Annotated in this window: 16 protein-coding genes; 14 read left to right on the top strand and 2 right to left on the bottom strand. The window is 69.2% G+C overall.

The window, feature by feature from the left end; translation table 11 throughout:
- Window positions 1–84 precede the first annotated feature (84 nt).
- From ABZV77_RS24245 to ABZV77_RS24230, 4 genes are all read left to right on the top strand, one after another.
- Window positions 85–780 carry a GntR family transcriptional regulator gene (locus tag ABZV77_RS24245; protein WP_356260502.1) on the top strand — a complete coding sequence of 232 codons (696 nt, stop codon included), beginning with the start codon at window positions 85–87 and terminating at the stop codon, window positions 778–780.
- Window positions 777–3,185, top strand: a complete 2,409-nt coding sequence (locus tag ABZV77_RS24240; RefSeq protein WP_356260500.1) for a dolichyl-phosphate beta-glucosyltransferase — start codon at window positions 777–779, stop codon at window positions 3,183–3,185. Before ABZV77_RS24245 ends, ABZV77_RS24240 begins: the two co-directional genes overlap by 4 nt.
- Before the next feature lie 141 nt (window positions 3,186–3,326).
- Complete coding sequence (locus tag ABZV77_RS24235; RefSeq protein ID WP_356260499.1) at window positions 3,327–3,977, top strand: hypothetical protein; 651 nt, start codon at window positions 3,327–3,329, stop codon at window positions 3,975–3,977.
- 136 nt (window positions 3,978–4,113) lie between these two features.
- Window positions 4,114–4,728, top strand: a complete 615-nt coding sequence (locus tag ABZV77_RS24230; protein WP_356261590.1) for a dihydrofolate reductase family protein — start codon at window positions 4,114–4,116, stop codon at window positions 4,726–4,728.
- A 23-nt stretch (window positions 4,729–4,751) separates the two neighbouring features.
- On the opposite strand, the gene ABZV77_RS24225 is transcribed toward ABZV77_RS24230, so the two are convergent.
- Window positions 4,752–5,576: an SLATT domain-containing protein gene (locus ABZV77_RS24225; RefSeq protein WP_356260497.1), complete on the bottom strand. Its 825-nt coding sequence runs from the start codon at window positions 5,574–5,576 to the stop codon at window positions 4,752–4,754.
- Between the two features lie 252 nt (window positions 5,577–5,828).
- On the opposite strand from ABZV77_RS24225, the gene ABZV77_RS24220 reads away from it, so the two are divergent.
- From ABZV77_RS24220 to aac(6'), 6 genes are all read left to right on the top strand, one after another.
- Window positions 5,829–6,173: a YbaB/EbfC family nucleoid-associated protein gene (locus ABZV77_RS24220; protein ID WP_356260495.1), complete on the top strand. Its 345-nt coding sequence runs from the start codon at window positions 5,829–5,831 to the stop codon at window positions 6,171–6,173.
- Between the two features lie 78 nt (window positions 6,174–6,251).
- Window positions 6,252–6,851 (top strand): recombination mediator RecR, encoded by a 600-nt coding sequence (gene recR / locus ABZV77_RS24215; protein ID WP_268772516.1) that lies wholly within the window; start codon window positions 6,252–6,254, stop codon window positions 6,849–6,851.
- The gene (locus ABZV77_RS24210; RefSeq protein WP_356260492.1) at window positions 6,844–7,503 is read left to right on the top strand and encodes a DUF5063 domain-containing protein; all 660 of its coding nucleotides are present in this window, start codon (window positions 6,844–6,846) and stop codon (window positions 7,501–7,503) included. The genes recR and ABZV77_RS24210 overlap by 8 nt, the downstream gene beginning before the upstream one ends.
- Before the next feature lie 330 nt (window positions 7,504–7,833).
- A complete protein-coding gene (locus tag ABZV77_RS24205) occupies window positions 7,834–8,148 on the top strand; it encodes a trypco2 family protein (protein WP_356260489.1) in 315 nt (104 codons plus the stop codon).
- Between the two features lie 15 nt (window positions 8,149–8,163).
- Complete coding sequence (fxsT, locus tag ABZV77_RS24200; RefSeq protein WP_356260486.1) at window positions 8,164–11,124, top strand: FxSxx-COOH system tetratricopeptide repeat protein; 2,961 nt, start codon at window positions 8,164–8,166, stop codon at window positions 11,122–11,124.
- A gap of 110 nt (window positions 11,125–11,234) precedes the next feature.
- Window positions 11,235–11,708 (top strand): aminoglycoside 6'-N-acetyltransferase, encoded by a 474-nt coding sequence (gene aac(6'), locus ABZV77_RS24195; RefSeq protein ID WP_356260483.1) that lies wholly within the window; start codon window positions 11,235–11,237, stop codon window positions 11,706–11,708.
- On the opposite strand, the gene ABZV77_RS24190 is transcribed toward aac(6'), so the two are convergent.
- A complete protein-coding gene (locus ABZV77_RS24190; RefSeq protein WP_356260480.1) occupies window positions 11,677–12,099 on the bottom strand; it encodes a hypothetical protein in 423 nt (140 codons plus the stop codon). The genes aac(6') and ABZV77_RS24190 overlap by 32 nt on opposite strands.
- 54 nt (window positions 12,100–12,153) lie before the next feature.
- Here ABZV77_RS24190 and ABZV77_RS24185 point away from each other — a divergent pair, with 54 nt between their 5' ends.
- The 4 genes from ABZV77_RS24185 to ABZV77_RS24170 all read left to right on the top strand — a co-directional run bounded on the left by ABZV77_RS24185 (window position 12,154) and on the right by ABZV77_RS24170 (window position 15,119).
- Window positions 12,154–12,972 carry a helix-turn-helix transcriptional regulator gene (locus ABZV77_RS24185; protein WP_356260477.1) on the top strand — a complete coding sequence of 273 codons (819 nt, stop codon included), beginning with the start codon at window positions 12,154–12,156 and terminating at the stop codon, window positions 12,970–12,972.
- Complete coding sequence (locus tag ABZV77_RS24180) at window positions 12,969–13,289, top strand: DUF397 domain-containing protein (RefSeq protein ID WP_356260475.1); 321 nt, start codon at window positions 12,969–12,971, stop codon at window positions 13,287–13,289. The genes ABZV77_RS24185 and ABZV77_RS24180 overlap by 4 nt, the downstream gene beginning before the upstream one ends.
- Window positions 13,290–13,563: 274 nt before the next feature.
- Complete coding sequence (locus ABZV77_RS24175) at window positions 13,564–14,490, top strand: hypothetical protein (protein WP_356260473.1); 927 nt, start codon at window positions 13,564–13,566, stop codon at window positions 14,488–14,490.
- Window positions 14,491–14,540: 50 nt separating this feature from the next.
- Window positions 14,541–15,119, top strand: a complete 579-nt coding sequence (locus ABZV77_RS24170) for a Uma2 family endonuclease (RefSeq protein ID WP_356260470.1) — start codon at window positions 14,541–14,543, stop codon at window positions 15,117–15,119.
- Window positions 15,120–15,265: the final 146 nt, after the last annotated feature.

The following is a 15,265-nucleotide window of genomic DNA, read 5'->3' as shown; positions in this document are numbered from 1 at the left end:
ACTCCCTCCAGCCGGGGAACCCGACCACGTAGTCTGACGTGCTCATAAGTAAGACGACCACGTCAGACTCCGTGAGGGAAACAGATGCCCGGCACCGACGGCCCCGCCGTCATCCGCAGCACACTGCGCCAGCAGATCGCCGACGCGCTCCGCGACGAGGTCCTGGCCGGTCGGCTGGAGCCCGGGCAGGAGTTCACGGTCAAGGAGATCGCCGAGCAGTACGGCGTCTCCGCGACCCCCGTCCGCGAGGCCCTGGTGAACCTCACCGCCCAGGGCCTCCTGGACGCCGACCAGCACCGCGGCTTCCGCGTCCACGAGCACACCCTGGACGACTACCGCTCCATGCTGGAGGCCCGCGGCCTCGTCGCCGACGGGATCTTCCGCGACCTCGCGGCGCACGGCGCCCGCAGTGACGTTTCGGACGCCCTCTTCTCCGTGCGCCGCCGCGGCGAGGAGGCGGCCCGCGCGGCCTGCGCGGGCGACCTGACCGTCCTGATCGGCTACGACCTCCGCTTCTGGCGCGAGCTCAGCGCCCTCTTCGGCAACCCCTACCTCTCCGACTTCCTGCACCGCCTGCGCGTGAAGTCCTGGGTCTGCGCGGTCACCCACCTCCGCCGCTGGACCGACATCAAGGGCGGTGACCTGCGCGGTCTGCTCTGGTCCCGGCACACGGAGCTCGTCGACGCCCTGGTGCGCCGCGACCCGGAGGCGGCCCACGGAATCGTCATCGAGTACAACGCGCACTCCCTGTCCCTCATCGAGCGGCTGGCCGCTGCATGAGCGTGGACCTGTCCGTCGTCGTTCCCGCCTACAACGAGGAGGAGCGCCTGGGCCCCACGCTCGACGCGCTCCGCGACCACCTCGAAACCACGTACCGGGGCGCCTGGGAGCTGATCGTCGTCGACGACGGCTCCACCGACCGCACCGCGGAGATCGCCGCGGACGCGTCCGCCGCCGACCCCCGCGTCCAGCTCGTGCGCGGCGGCCGCAACCGCGGCAAGGGCCACGCCCTGCGGCTCGGCGTCCTCGCCTCGTACGGCCGCCGTGTCCTGGTCACCGACGCCGACCTCGCCGCGCCCATCGAGGAGCTCGACCACCTCGACAAGGCGCTCACCGACGGCCACGCGGCCGCGATCGGCTCCCGGGCCCGCCCCGGCGCGACCATCGGCGCCCACCAGCACCGCCTGCGCGAGCTGCTGGGACGTACCGGCAACTTCCTCATACGCACGGTCGCCGTCCCCGGCATCCGCGACACCCAGTGCGGATTCAAGCTCTTCGACGGGGACCGGGCCCGTGAGGCGTTCGCCGCGTCCCGGCTGCACGGCTGGGGCATCGACGTCGAGATACTGCAGTACTTCCGGCGGGCGGGCTGGCCCGTCGCCGAGGTGCCCGTGCGCTGGTCGCACCAGGAGGGCTCGAAGGTCAGGCCCCTCGACTACGTGAAGGTCCTCGCCGAGCTGACCACGCTCAAGGCCCGCTCGGTCCGCCGCGCCGACCTCCTGGTCGCGCTCCTCTTCCTGGCCCTCTCGGTCACCCTCTACTCGGGCCGCTGGGTCGCGCCCGCCCACCGCTACATCCCCGACTCCCTCCAGGACCAGAACCAGTGGGAGTGGTTCTTCGCGGTGACGGCGGACAACGTCCGCCACTTCAGCAACCCCCTGTTCACCACCCTCCAGAACGTCCCGGACGGCGTGAACCTCATGGCCAACACGGTCATGCTCGGCCTCTCCGTGCCGCTCGCCCCCGTGACCTGGCTCCTCGGCCCCGCGGTCGCCCTGAACGTCGCGATGACCGGCGGCCTCGCCGCCACGGCCGTCAGCTGGTACGTGCTGATCCGCAGACGCCTCGTCCCGCACCGGGGCGCCGCCGCCGTCGGCGCGGCCCTCGCCGCGTTCGCGCCCCCGATGGTCAGCCACGCCAACGCCCACCCGAACTTCATCGTCCTCTTCATGATCCCGCTGATCATCGAGAGGGCGCTGCGGCTCTGCGAGGGCACCCGGGTCGTCCGCGACGGAGTCGTCCTCGGCCTCTTCACGACGTACCAGATCTTCCTGGGCGAGGAGCCGCTCCTCCTCGCGGCGCTCGGCATGCTGCTCTTCGCCCTCGCCTACGCGGCCGTGCGCAGGGACGTGGCGCGGGCCGCCTGGCGCCCACTCGCCCGCGGCCTCGCCATCGCCCTCGCGGTCACGATCCCGCTGGTCGCCTTCCCCCTCTACTGGCAGTTCTTCGGGCCGCAGAGCTACAAGAGCGTGCTGCACGGCGACAACGCGGGCAACAGCCCGCTCGCCTTCTTCTCCTTCGCGGAGCGCTCGCTCGCGGGCAGCCACGAGACCGCCGACCACCTCGCGATGAACCCCACCGAGCAGAACGCCTTCTACGGCTGGCCGCTCGCCGCCCTGGCCTTCGCGATCGTCGTACGCCTCTGGGAGCGCACGGTGGTCAAGGCGCTGGCGTTCACCGTGCTCGCGGCCGCGCTGCTCTCGCTCGGACCGAAGTTCCGCATTCCGCTGACGGACGTCGTCCTGCCGGGACCGTGGGCCGCGCTCTCCGACCGGCCCCTCTTCGAGTCCGTCATCGAGTCGCGCGTGGCGATGGTGTGCGCCCCGGCGCTCGGCATGCTGCTCGCGCTGGCGCTCGCCCGCCTGCTGCTCGCTCCGCGGCGCGCACACCGGTTCGCGGGGGTGGCGGCCGTGGCCCTCGCGCTGCTGCCGGTCTTCCCGGCGCCGCTGAAGGCCGTGGACCGGGTCGACGTGCCGCCGTTCATCGCGCAGGGCACCTGGCGCACGTACCTGGGCGAGGGCGAGACGCTCGTCCCGGTGCCGGTCCCCGACCCCGCCAACGCGGAGGGCCTGCACTGGCAGGTCGACGCCGATCTGGGCTTCCGCATCCCGGGCGGCTACTTCAACGGCCCCTGGGGCCCGGACCGCATCGGCATCTACGGCCCCTCGCCCCGCAACACCTCGAACCTCCTGCGGGACGTCCGCTCATCGGGCCGCGTCCCCGAGGTCACGCCCGCCTGGCGCGAGGCGGTCCGCCAGGACCTGGAGTACTGGAAGGCGGGCCTCCTCGTGCTGGCCCCGCAGCAGAACGACGGAGAACTGCGCACGACCGTGGACGCACTCCTTGGGCGTCCCGGAAAGTGGGTAGACGGCGTATGGATATGGGACCTGCGCAAGGGCACTTAGGGGACGGGAGGCCCGACTACGCTGCCTGCACGCGAGGCTACGTTCCGTCCCCTGCCGTCGTCAGCACGCCCTTGCAGTCCCGTACATCCCGTACATCCCGTACGTACTTGCCGCCGCCCCACCCGACCCGAGGAGACCTTCTTGGCCTGCGACCTGTGGCTGGTCCCGCTCGTCGACGTGCTGTGCCACAGCGCCGACAATCCGTTCGCGGAAGAGCTCGCCGTCTACGACAAGGCACTGCACGAGGCGGGCCTCCCGCCCGTGCCGGTCTTCGCCTACATGCCGGGCCTGTCCGGCGACGTCGCCCCGGTCGCGGGCTTCGACTACGACGCGCTGCACTTCCTGCGCCGCGCCTACCTCCTCCAGATCTGCGGCCTGGAGGTCACGCCCGTGGACGAACTGGGCGGTGACTACGAACAGCTCCTGGAGATGTTCGACGCCACGGCCCAGCAGTCGCACCTGGTCTGGCACTACGACCACGCGGGCGCGTACGTCCCCGTGGACTTCCCGGCCCCGCTCTCCAACGACGAGCTCCTCGCGGGCGGCGGCCCGCTGGGCTCCTCCCACGCGCTCCTGCGCGAGCTGGAGTACGTCGCCCCGTCGATCGGCATAGACCCGGCGAACCCCCCGCTGGCCCCGGCCCCGCCGTCGGCCCCCACGTCCCTGGAGGAACCGGCGGCCCCGTCCCCGCCGGACCAGAGCCCCTTCGCACGGGAGCGCCACGTCTGGCTGGGCCTGCACGCGGCGGCGACACGGAGCCTGGCGCAGGGCTCGATGATCATCTACAGCTAGAGCCTGTCTTCAAAAGGGACTCAGCGATGAGTTCGGGCGGCCCGCCGGGTCTGAATGTCGTACGCGCGTACACACTCAGGAGGACGACGTGAACCGGAAACAGGAGCGGCAGCAGCTGCTGAAGGTCCAGAACTTCATGCTGTCGCAGGACGGCTTCGGCACCGGTGAGGGCCAGAGCCTGGAGCGGCCGTTCGGCCACGCCGACCCCCGGGAGATGTCCGCGTGGGCGGGCGCGACGGCGAGCTGGCCGAACCGCACGGACCCCGGCGGGACCCGCGGCCTCGACGACTACTTCACCCGCGACTTCTCCCACAACATCGGCGCCGAGATCATGGGCCGCAACAAGTTCGGCCCCCAGCGGGGCCCCTGGCAGGACCACGAGTGGCAGGGCTGGTGGGGCGACGAGCCCCCGTTCCACACGCCCGTCTTCGTCATGACCCACCACGAGCGCCCGTCCTTCACGCTCTCCGACACCACGTTCCACTTCGTCGCGGGCGACCCGGCCACGGTCCTGGAGCAGGCGAAGGAGGCGGCGCAGGGCAAGGACGTCAGGCTCGGCGGCGGTCCCACGATCGTCCGCCAGTTCCTGGAGGCGGGCCTGGTGGACACGCTGCACGTGGCGGTGGTGCCGCTGAAGCTCGGGTCGGGGGTGCGGCTCTGGAACTCACCCGAGGACCTGGTCGACCGCTACCACCTGGAGGTCGTGCCGAGCCCGAGCGGAGTGACGCACCACTTGTTCTGGCGCAGGTAGGCGCAGGTAGGCGCACTTCTGGTTCACCGGGGCTCGGGCGGCCGCTGCCGGGGCATGTTCGGCCGGGCCCCGGGCGGCAGCGGAAACCGCCCGGGGGAGGCCGGTGCCTCCCGGGGCGACCCGCTCGGCACCATCGCCTGCATGGCGAGCGGCACGGGCCCGGCCCGGAACTCCACCATCCAGTCCGAGGTCTCCGCCCGGACGAGCTCCGTCACGTCGTCGGTGAACTTCCGCAGCACCCCGAGGCACCGCTCGGCGGCCTCCCCCGCGGTGCCCTCCGTGGGCCCGAGGACCTCCCGCACGCTCTCCGAGGCCCAGTCGAACTGCAGCACCTGCAGCCGCCGCTGCACGGCCTGCGCGGTCGCCACGTCCCGCATCCACCCGGACGTGAGCCCGAAGAACCGGTCGCACCCCACGCACGCGACCCCGACGAGCAGCGAAACGAACCCCCACCCGGCGACACCTCCCGTGGCTCCCGCCCCCGCCCCCACTCCCACTCCCGCTCCCACTCCCGCCAGATCGAGCAGCGGCAGCGCCCCGGCGCCCACGGCGCCCAGCGCGGCGCCCACCCGCAGCAGCCGCGCCGCACGCCGCTTCCTGCCGCGGTCGGCGAGATACCACTCGGCGGTGTTCAGGGCGCCCCGCTCCACCCAGCGGTAGAGCTCGTCGAGCCGCCCGGCGGGATCGCCCCAGTCGCCGAGGGGAAAGGCACGCCCGGTCAGATCCCCGACCCGAGCCCCCGACCCCGGAGCGGCCCCCGACTCCTTACCCGGCCCCGGCCCCGCCCCGGTCCCCGCCCCCTGTCCCTCGGGGGGCACCCCCTCGGGCTGCATCTCCGGCTGGCTCACCCGGCACTCCTCTGACGAGATCACGCGTATCGACACTAAGTCCTACCGCCCAATGGGTGGCCATGAGCCCGGATTCACGGCTTTTCCGCCTGGAAGGGCCGCTTGATCAGGTATAGGAGGTCGCTTGATCTCCCTTGATCTCACTCGAAAGAGTGCTGGGGCGACGCGCCCGCCGACCACGTAGGCTCGTTCTTGGCGGCAACCCCGCCAGATGGACCTGTACAAACGGACCCGTACGAAACGGAGCTGATCGTGATCCCCGGTGGTGGCCAGCCCAACATGCAGCAGCTGCTCCAGCAGGCCCAGAAGATGCAGCAGGACCTCGCCGCGGCGCAGGAGGAACTGGCGCGCACGGAGGTGGAAGGCCAGGCGGGCGGCGGCCTCGTCAGGGCGACGGTCAACGGCTCGGGCGAGCTGCGCGGCCTGGTGATCGACCCGAAGGCGGTCGACCCCGAGGACACGGAGACGCTGGCGGACCTGGTCGTCGCGGCGGTCCAGGCGGCCAACGAGAACGCGCAGGCGTTGCAGCAGCAGAAGCTGGGCCCGCTGGCCCAGGGCCTGGGCGGCGGTGGCGGCATCCCGGGGCTTCCCTTCTAAGAAACCCCCCGGCCAACTACGGTACGTAGAAGCCGGACATCCTCGGCAGCACTGACGGAACTACAGGAAAGGCGCTCCGTGTACGAAGGCGTGGTTCAGGACCTCATCGACGAGCTGGGCAGGCTGCCCGGCGTCGGTCCCAAGAGCGCGCAGCGGATCGCCTTCCACATCCTCCAGACGGAGCCGACGGACGTACGCCGCCTCGCGCACGCCCTCCTTGAGGTGAAGGACAAGGTCCGCTTCTGCGCGACCTGCGGGAACGTCGCGCAGGAGGAGCTCTGCAACATCTGCAGGGACCCGCGCCGCGACCCTTCGGTGATCTGCGTCGTAGAGGAACCGAAGGACGTAGTAGCAATCGAGCGCACCCGCGAGTTCCGGGGCAAGTACCACGTCCTGGGCGGCGCGATCAGCCCGATCGAGGGGGTGGGCCCGGACGACCTGCGCATACGGGAACTCCTCGCGCGCCTGGCAGACGGCACGGTCACGGAACTGATCCTGGCCACGGATCCGAACCTGGAGGGCGAGGCCACGGCGACGTACCTCGCGCGCATGATCAAGCCCATGGGCCTGAAGGTCACCCGCCTGGCCAGCGGACTCCCTGTCGGGGGAGATCTGGAATACGCGGACGAGGTCACCCTGGGCCGCGCCTTCGAGGGGAGACGACTCCTAGATGTCTGACGCCACGCTGAACACCGTGACCGACAACCCGGACGACTTCGCTGTCCAGATCTCCGACCAGATCGAGAGCTTCATCGTCTCGGTAAGGGAGGTAGCGAAGGGCGACGAGCCGGACTCGGCAGTCCCCTTCCTCCTCCTGGAGGTCTCCCAGCTCCTCCTGGCGGGCGGCCGCCTGGGCGCACACGAGGACATCGTCCCCGAGGAGCGCTACGAGCCGGACCTGGGCCCGGAGCAGGACGTGGACGACCTCCGCGAACGCCTGGCATCCCTCCTGGACCCGATCGACGTCTACTCCGAGGTCTTCGACCCGTACGAGCCCCGCAAGGCCCCCGTGGCCTGCCGCATCTCGGACGACCTGGCAGACGTGGTCGCGGACCTCTGCCACGGCCTGGCCCACTACCGCGCGGGCCGCACGACAGAGGCCCTCTGGTGGTGGCAGTTCTCCTACTTCTCCAACTGGGGCTCCACAGCCTCCGGCGCCCTCCGAGCCCTCCAGTCCCTGGTGGCCCACGTCCGCCTGAACCAGCCCCTGGACGACCTGGACGGCCTGGACACGGACGAGGACCTGACGGAGGACGCGTTGGAGGAGGCGGCGGGGAAGGTCATGGCTGAGGAGATTGCGGGGCCGTTGGGGTTGAGGACGGTCAAGTAGGGCGGGGCTCTGCCCTTTCCGGGATGCGTGCCGCGTGCCGCGGTTCGCAGCCGTGACTCCGGGCTCCCGTTCGCCGTTCGCTCGTTGAACCGAGCACGGAAACCGGGGGCGCCGGGTGATGAGTCGATACAGCAGCTGGACGGACGTGAAGCGTCGGATTCGTGAGCGCCAGCTCGGCGTGTCCGACGCCGAGTGGGCGGATCGCCAGCGGGCGGCGCGTAGCGCGACCGAGGCGTATGCACTGGTCCACCAGAAGTCCCCTATAAAGCCGCCCAGTTGACGACCCGGCGCTACGCTGAGTCACACCAACTGCGCTAGGGAGCGGGGGCCATGGCGGACGAGGCATGGGTGGGGCTGGCCGAGGCGATCGGGGCGGTCCGAGGTGAGCTGCAGCGGGCGGCCCGGGAGGGCCGGGACCAAGGCCTCCAATTCCTTACGGGGCCGGTCGAGTTGGAGTTCACGGTCGATGTCCGCAAGGACGGTGAGGCTCGGGCGAAGGTCCTCGTCCTGCCTTTCGGTGCCGAGGCCAAGGCGTCCCGCTCCAAGGTCACGGTGAACCGGCTCAAGGTGACGCTCCAGCCGGTGGACCCGGCGACCGGTGAGGACGCGCGGGTCGGCGACGACGTGGATGGGCGCCCTCGGTAGGGCGGCGGTCACGTCATGGACGTACGTCGGGTCGTAGAGATCTGGAACCCGGGTGCGAGGCGGTCGGGGACCGGCTTCCTGGTTGCGGACCGGATCGTTCTCACGGCGCTGCACAACGCTTTGGGCGCTAGGCAGTTGGAGGTTCGGCGTCTCGATCCGGAGGGTCGGGATGAGGGGTGGGCCGGGGCTGAGCTGTTGTGGCCCGAGCGCGAGCAGGACCCTGAAGTTGATGTCGCGCTGATCCGGGTGACGGACGGCGCGTGGACGGTGCCGGACGAGATGGATCCGGTGCGGTGGGGGCGCATCGATGCCGCTGTGGTCGAGGAGCGGCTGGGGTGCCTGGCCGTTGGGTTTCCGCGGTCGGAGGTGCGGGACGGTGTCCGTGACACCAAGGAGATCCGGGGGCACGTCGAGGCACTGACCGGTCTGAAGTCGGGCGGTGAGCGCATCACGGTGTACGTGGATGGGGTTGCTGCCCCCAGCAAGCCGGGCGACAAGTCGCGCTGGGCGGGGACGTCCGGGGCGGCGGTGTTCGCGCGGGGGCGGCTGGTTGGTGTGGTTACTACTGACCGGGCGCGGGATTACGAGGCCGATCAGCTCACCGCCGTGTCCGTGGCGTCGCTTGCCGCGCGGCCCGGGTTCGCGATGGCGGTGAAGGCGGCGGGCGGGGACCTGGTCCTGGAGGACGTCACGGCGGCGGCTGACGCGGGACCCCCACGCACGGCCTACGACGTCGAGGTACCCCGAGGCATCCACAACCTCCCCGACCTGCCCTCGCGCATCTTCGTCGGCCGTGACGAGGAGCTGGCTGCGCTGGGCCGCGCCCTGTCCGAGGACTCTCAGACGATCACGCAGACCCTGCACGGTCTCGGAGGCGTCGGTAAGACGACGCTGGCGCTGCACTACGCCCACGACCACCAGGGTGAGTACCGGCTGGTGTGGTGGATCCGCGCGGACACGCCCGATCTGATCGACGCAGGCTTGGCGGCGCTCGCGGTGCGCCTCCGCGGAGACCAGGCCCCCGCCCTGCCCACGGCGCAGGCCGCCTCGTGGGCCATCGGCTGGCTGCAGACCCACCCGGGCTGGCTCCTGGTCTTCGACAACGCGGAGCGGCCGGAGGACGTCCGGACAGTCACGGGCCAACTGCGCTCCACAGGCCGCCAGTTGATCACGAGCCGCTGCAAGGGCGGTTGGTCGGGCGACCCCATCCCACTCCCGGTGCTGGACACCGAAGCCTCCCTGGACCTGCTCGCACGCCTGACGGACGGTGGCGACGAGGAGGAGGCCCGCGCTCTGGCCGAGGAACTCGGCCACCTGCCCCTCGCCCTGGAGCAGGCGGGTGCCTTCATCGCGCAGACCTCGATCACGATCGGGGAGTACCGCGAGATGCTCCGCGAGTACGCGAGGCACACCACGGACGCCGCACCGCCGGGCTCGGACCCCGCACGGACGATGGCCCGCATCTGGCGCATCACACTGGACGTCCTGCACGAGCGGGACCCGCGCGCGGTGGACCTCCTGCGTGTCGCGGCCTGGTACGCACCGACGGGCATCCCCCGCGACCTCTTCGCCCCGCTCGCGGAGAATCCCGTAGACCTGGCCGGGCTCCTGGCTCTGCTCGCCAACTACAACATGATCACCCTCGACCGGTCGACGGTCGGTGTTCACCGCCTGGTCCAGACCGTGGCCCGCACACCATCGGAGGACGACCCGCACCGCACCGAATCTCTCATCAAGGAGGCCCGTGATCTGGCTGGGGCTTGGATGGCAGAATCGCTCCCAGGCAGCCCTACGGAAAATTTGGCGGGTTGGCCGAGGTGGAGGGAACTCGTGCCGCATGTCGAGGTGTTGCTGCAGGTGTGGAGGCCTGCCGAGGACACAGCGATCAGTAGCTTTGTCCTCAATCAGGTTGCGTTGTACCTCGAAGAGCAAGGTGAGGTCCGCAAAGCCATCGAGTTCTTCCACCGGGCGCTGACAGCGAATATCCGGATGTGGGGCGCAGACCACTCGGACACGTTGATGTTGCGGAACAACCTGGCCTATGCGTATGAGTCAGCGGGTGATGTGGGGCGTGCAGTCCCCTTGTATGAGGAGACGTTGGCTGACTGTTTGCGGGTGTTGGGTGCGGACCATCCGGACATGTTGACGTCGCGGAACAACCTGGCGGCTGCGTATGAGTCGGCCGGTGATGTGGGGCGTGCGCTCCCCTTGTATGAGGAGACGTTGGCTGACTGTTTGCGGGTGTTGGGTGCGGACCATCCGGATACGTTGATGTCGCGGAACAACCTGGCGGCCGCGTATGAGTCGGCGGGTGATGTGGGGCGTGCGATCTCCTTGTATGAGGAGACGTTGGCTGACTTTTTGCGGGTGCTGGGTGTGGATCATCCGGATACGTTGATGTTGCGGAACAACCTGGCCTATGCGTATGGGGCGGCGGGTGATGTGGGGCGTGCGATCTCCTTGTATGAGGAGACGTTGGCTGACTGTTTGCGGGTGTTGGGTGCGGACCATCCGGATACGTTGATGTCGCGGAACAACCTGGCGGCCGCGTATGAGTCGGCGGGTGATGTGGGGCGTGCGATCTCCTTGTATGAGGAGACGTTGGCTGATCGATTGCGGGTGTTGGGTGCGGACCATCCGGATACGTTGATATCGCGGAACAACCTGGCGGCTGCGTATGAGTCGGCGGGTGATGTGGGGCGTGCGATCTCCTTGTATGAGGAGACGTTGGCTGACTTTTTGCGGGTGCTGGGTATGGATCATCCGGATACGTTGATGTTGCGGAACAACCTGGCGGCTGCGTATGAATCGGCGGGTGATGTGAGGCGTGCAATCCCCTTGTACCGGCAGGTGTTGGCTGACTGTTTGCGGGTGTTGGGTGCGGATCACCCAATGACGAAGGTGGTGCGCAGAAACCTGCGATCTACACGGATGAGGGCCCGGGGAGCCTGGAAGTTCAGGAAGCTTAGGGGCTGACCAGGTCAGGATCGCGAGCAGTTGGCTCGGGGCCACTCGGCCTCAGTGCGGAGCCAGTAGGTCTGTCCTGATTTTGAGGGTGTCTCCGGCGCAGGGGGACAATGGAGGGCATGGAGCTGAGCGGGGACAAGGTCGTGTTGCGGCCCGTGGCGGGCGGCGAGGGTGAGGTTCTGGACAGGATCGTCCGGGAGCCGGAGGTTGCGGCTTGGTGGTCGCCGCCGGATGACTACGACGGCATGCTCGCCGTCGTCTTCGAGGGCGAAGTCATCGGAGCGGTCCAGTTCGAGGAAGAGACCGACCCGGAGTTCCGTCACGCGGGCATGGACATCTTCCTGACGGCCCGGCACCACGGAAAGGGCCTCGGTACCGACGCGGTCCGCACGCTGTCGAGGTGGCTCGTGCACGAGTGCGGGCATCACCGGCTCACCATCGACCCCGCGGCCGCCAACGCCGCGGCGATCCACAGCTACCGCAAGGTCGGCTTCAAGCCCGTCGGGATCATGCGGTCGTACGCGCGCGACCACCAGACCGGCACCTGGCAGGACGCCCTGCTCATGGACCTCCTTGCGGAGGAGCTGACCTGACCGCCGTGAGCAGCCGGGCCGGGTCGACGTAGGGCGCCGTCGGCGTCGGCTCCGAGTACCACTGGAGCGGCCACGTGTTCCCGGCCAGCGCGGGGATGCCGATGTACGTCACCGTGCGGCATCCCGACCCGCCGAACCGCTGCACGCCCAACGGCCAGCTGTGGTCCCTCGCCGTGCCCGGCGCCACCAGGAAGTACATCCACCGGAACCCCGTCGCCTCGCAGATGACGGGCCCGGCGTCCCCCTCCGCCTCGGCGATCAGCCGTGCGGCGACCTGTTCTCCTCGTACGCCCTGGATGCGCAGGGCGTCGAAGTGGACTCCCGACACCCGGAGTTGGTGGCCCGCCACGGGGACCCACTCGGGCCAGTGAATTGCGTTGGTCATGGTCACACCTTGCGTAGTGCGGGGTTACGCTCGGTAGTGACTGAGGGGATACACGCCTCCGTGTATCCGACGGAGGTGGTCGCTGTGTCCGTTCAGTACAACCCGACCTGGCGGTACAGCGGGAACCAGCTGAAGCGATGGCGCATGAAGGCGAACGTCACGCGCGAGGAGCTGGGCGCCGCCGCCAATTACGCGCCGGACACCATCAAGGCCATGGAACAGGGCGTTCGGATGCCGACGGCTCGGGTGTTGGACGTGGCCGATGGGATGTGTGGGGCGGACGGGCTGCTGAGTTCGGCTAAGGACTACGTGAAGGCGGAGAAGTTTCCGCCGCGAGCTCAGGACTTCATGGAGTACGAGCAGCGGGCAGTGAGCTTGTGGTGGTACGAGGTGGTGCTGATCCCTGGGCTGTTGCAGACGGAGACGTATGCCCGCAGGCTGATCAGCTCCTTCGTGCCGCCGCTGGACGACGAGACCATCGAGGAACGCGTCGCGGGCCGACTGGAGCGCACGGAACTCCTGAACCAGAAGCCCCTGACTGCGTTCAGCTTCGCTCTGTACGAGCCGGTGCTGCATGGTCCACACGTGGACAAGGAGCAGCTGATGCACCTGTTGGAGATGGGACGCCGCAACAACGTCTCCATTCAGGTCCTGCCCTACGGGCGGGCGATGTCCTCTGCGCTCATGGGGCAGATGGTTCTGCTCGAAACCCAGGACCGCGAGCGGTTCGCCTATGCGGACGGCTCATCCGTGAGTCAGCTCACTTCCGATGTAGAGGTGGTGAGTTCGTACACGGAGCGGCTTAGCGTGATCCGCGCGGAGGCCCTCAGCGGTGAGGGTTCGGTGCGCTTCATAGAGCAGATGGTGGACGAGCTGTGAGCGACGAGCTGGAATGGTTCAAGTCGAGCTACAGCGACGGCGAGGGTGGTGCTTGCCTCGAAGCCGCCCTCGGCTGGTTCAAGTCGAGCTACAGCGGCCCCGAAGGGGACGCCTGCCTTGAGGTCGCCCTCGGCTGGTTCAAGTCCAGCCACAGCGATGACGAGGGTGCCAACTGCCTCGAAGTTGCGCTGGACTCGGGCACGACCACGGCCGTCGCCGTACATATCCGCGACTCAAAAGACGCCGCCAGCCCCGTACTCACCCTCTCCGCCCCCGCCTGGTCCGCCTTCATCGCCGCAGTTCAGCCCGGAGCTTGAGCCCCGGGACCCGAGCTCTTTCCTGGGTCTGGTTCACCGATGAAATGAACCCAACCAACCTGGCCAAAAGGGGAGTTGAGGGTTCCGTCACCCTCAAGAGTGACGTTCCGTAGTCAGCTTGCGTCGGAACGTAAAGCCGCTCTAGGTTCGCGGCAATAGAACGGCCTCGGTCGGTGCGCCAACACCGGCTCCGAGGCCTAGCTCTACGATCGATCGAAGGTCGAACGTGGCTTACGCCAACCCTAATGCCGCCCTCCCCTCCCCGTCCCACCCGATGGCCAAATCGGGCTACGGGAAACGCCTCGCGGGTGACGAAGAACCGGACACCGAGCCCGACTTCGCACACTTGATGCCCCGCGACGCCGAGGTCGCGACGTTCTTCCACCACCTTCCCGAAGGCGCCGCGGTGGGCCACAAAGCCATCGCCGCGGCCCACCCCCGCTACGGCCAGCAGGCAGTCCGTACCTCTCTCAGGCGCCTCACCGAGGCAGGCCACCTCCGCTGGGTCAAGGAACACATCACCGTCGAGGACAACTCGATGCGCTGGGTGACCAGGACGTATTGGTCGCCGGAGCCCAAGTCTCCCGAGTGGTGGGCCGAGTTCGTACGCGAACGGCACGGCCGGGACGTCACGGACGCCTACCAGTCGGGCCTGGCCAGGGCCACCGAGCCGGAGCCGCAGGAAGAGCAGGTGGCGCCCCCGGCGGACGAGCCGAGCACCGCCCACCACACCCTCGCCCAACTCCGCACCGCCGACCGCCGCATGGCCCTCTCCGAGGCGGAGTGCAGACAGCTGGAGCCCAGCGCAGCGGAATGGCTCGCCCGTGGGGCGTCCCCGCAGGACATCACGCGCGCCCTCACCCAAGGGCTGCCGCCCACCGTCACCAACCCGGGCGGCCTCGCCCGAAGCCGACTGGAGACCAAGATGCCCCCCAAACGCCAGGCCCCCGCCAAGGCCCGCGCCCGTGTCACGCGAGCCGTGATGATCTGCCCGTTCTGCGAGGAGCCCGACACCTCAGTGGAGCTGATCAACGGAATCTGCACCGATTGCTGCCCGCCGGAAGAGCGGGACGGGTACGTCCCGGACACGTTCCTCGCGAGGCCGCGCCCCGCAGGGGACGACGCCGTGGTGGACGTGACGGAGAGGGTGGCGGAGTTGCGCCGGGCCGCCGGACTGCCGACGGGGCGGGGCGGCGTATGAGCGTGCAGGACGTGCCGGTCCGGGCACCATGGAGTCAAGGAGGCGACGCCATGACCCCCAGGACCACTGACCGGCCTCAGATGTCCGTCGAGGAATTCGAGGAGCTGGCCAGCCGTGCACCCGAGACGGTGCGGTTGGAGTTCATCAACGGAAAGGTCCAGGTCAAGCCGGTGCCGGACGGTTCTCACGGCCAGATCGTCATGTGGCTGATCAAGTACTGCATGCAGCAGCGCCCTGAGCTGTCCCTCTTTCCCGAGCAGGGGCTCAAGGTCGAGGGCTACCGGAAGGGCCGGGCTCGCCCGGATGGCGTGCTGGCGCCGGACGAGAACTTCGTGGGCCAGGGGCAGTGGGCCGAGCCGACCGGTGTGCTGATGGCCGTGGAGGTCACCTCCTACGACCAGGACGCCGACCTGCGCGACCGGGTCGAGAAGCCCGACGGGTATGCCGCCTCCGGGATTCCGGTGTATCTCCTCGTCGACCGGGACGCGGGTGAGGTCCGGGTGTACGCGGATCCGGACAACGGGAGGTACCGCAGCCTCGTCCTGCGGGCGTTCGGCGACACCGTCGAGCTTCCGGACCCCGTCGGTATCGTCCTGGACACGGCCAAGCTCAAGGATTACTCGGCCTGAGGCCCCGGCCAGAACCTGTGACCCACCCCACTTTCCGGAGTGTCCCGCTCCGAACCGGGCATGTGCCAAGCCGAGCGGTCGGAACGTACGCCCCGGGAAGCGGGCCGTATGCCGGGGTGATCAAGCTGTGAGCGGGACATCTCACG

The organism is Streptomyces sp. NPDC004732, assembly GCF_040609235.1.
Classification (GTDB): Bacteria; Actinomycetota; Actinomycetes; order Streptomycetales; family Streptomycetaceae; genus Streptomyces.
This window is presented reverse-complemented; position numbering and strand designations above follow the sequence as displayed.

Coding starts and splice junctions, on each gene's coding strand:
- fxsT (WP_356260486.1), top strand. CDS start 8,164: ATGGACGTACGTCGGGTCGTAGAGATCTGGAACCCGGGTGCGAGGCGG.
- ABZV77_RS24240 (WP_356260500.1), top strand. CDS start 777: ATGAGCGTGGACCTGTCCGTCGTCGTTCCCGCCTACAACGAGGAGGAG.
- ABZV77_RS24210 (WP_356260492.1), top strand. CDS start 6,844: ATGTCTGACGCCACGCTGAACACCGTGACCGACAACCCGGACGACTTC.
- ABZV77_RS24175 (WP_356260473.1), top strand. CDS start 13,564: ATGGCCAAATCGGGCTACGGGAAACGCCTCGCGGGTGACGAAGAACCG.
- ABZV77_RS24230 (WP_356261590.1), top strand. CDS start 4,114: ATGCTGTCGCAGGACGGCTTCGGCACCGGTGAGGGCCAGAGCCTGGAG.
- ABZV77_RS24205 (WP_356260489.1), top strand. CDS start 7,834: ATGGCGGACGAGGCATGGGTGGGGCTGGCCGAGGCGATCGGGGCGGTC.
- ABZV77_RS24170 (WP_356260470.1), top strand. CDS start 14,541: ATGACCCCCAGGACCACTGACCGGCCTCAGATGTCCGTCGAGGAATTC.
- ABZV77_RS24245 (WP_356260502.1), top strand. CDS start 85: ATGCCCGGCACCGACGGCCCCGCCGTCATCCGCAGCACACTGCGCCAG.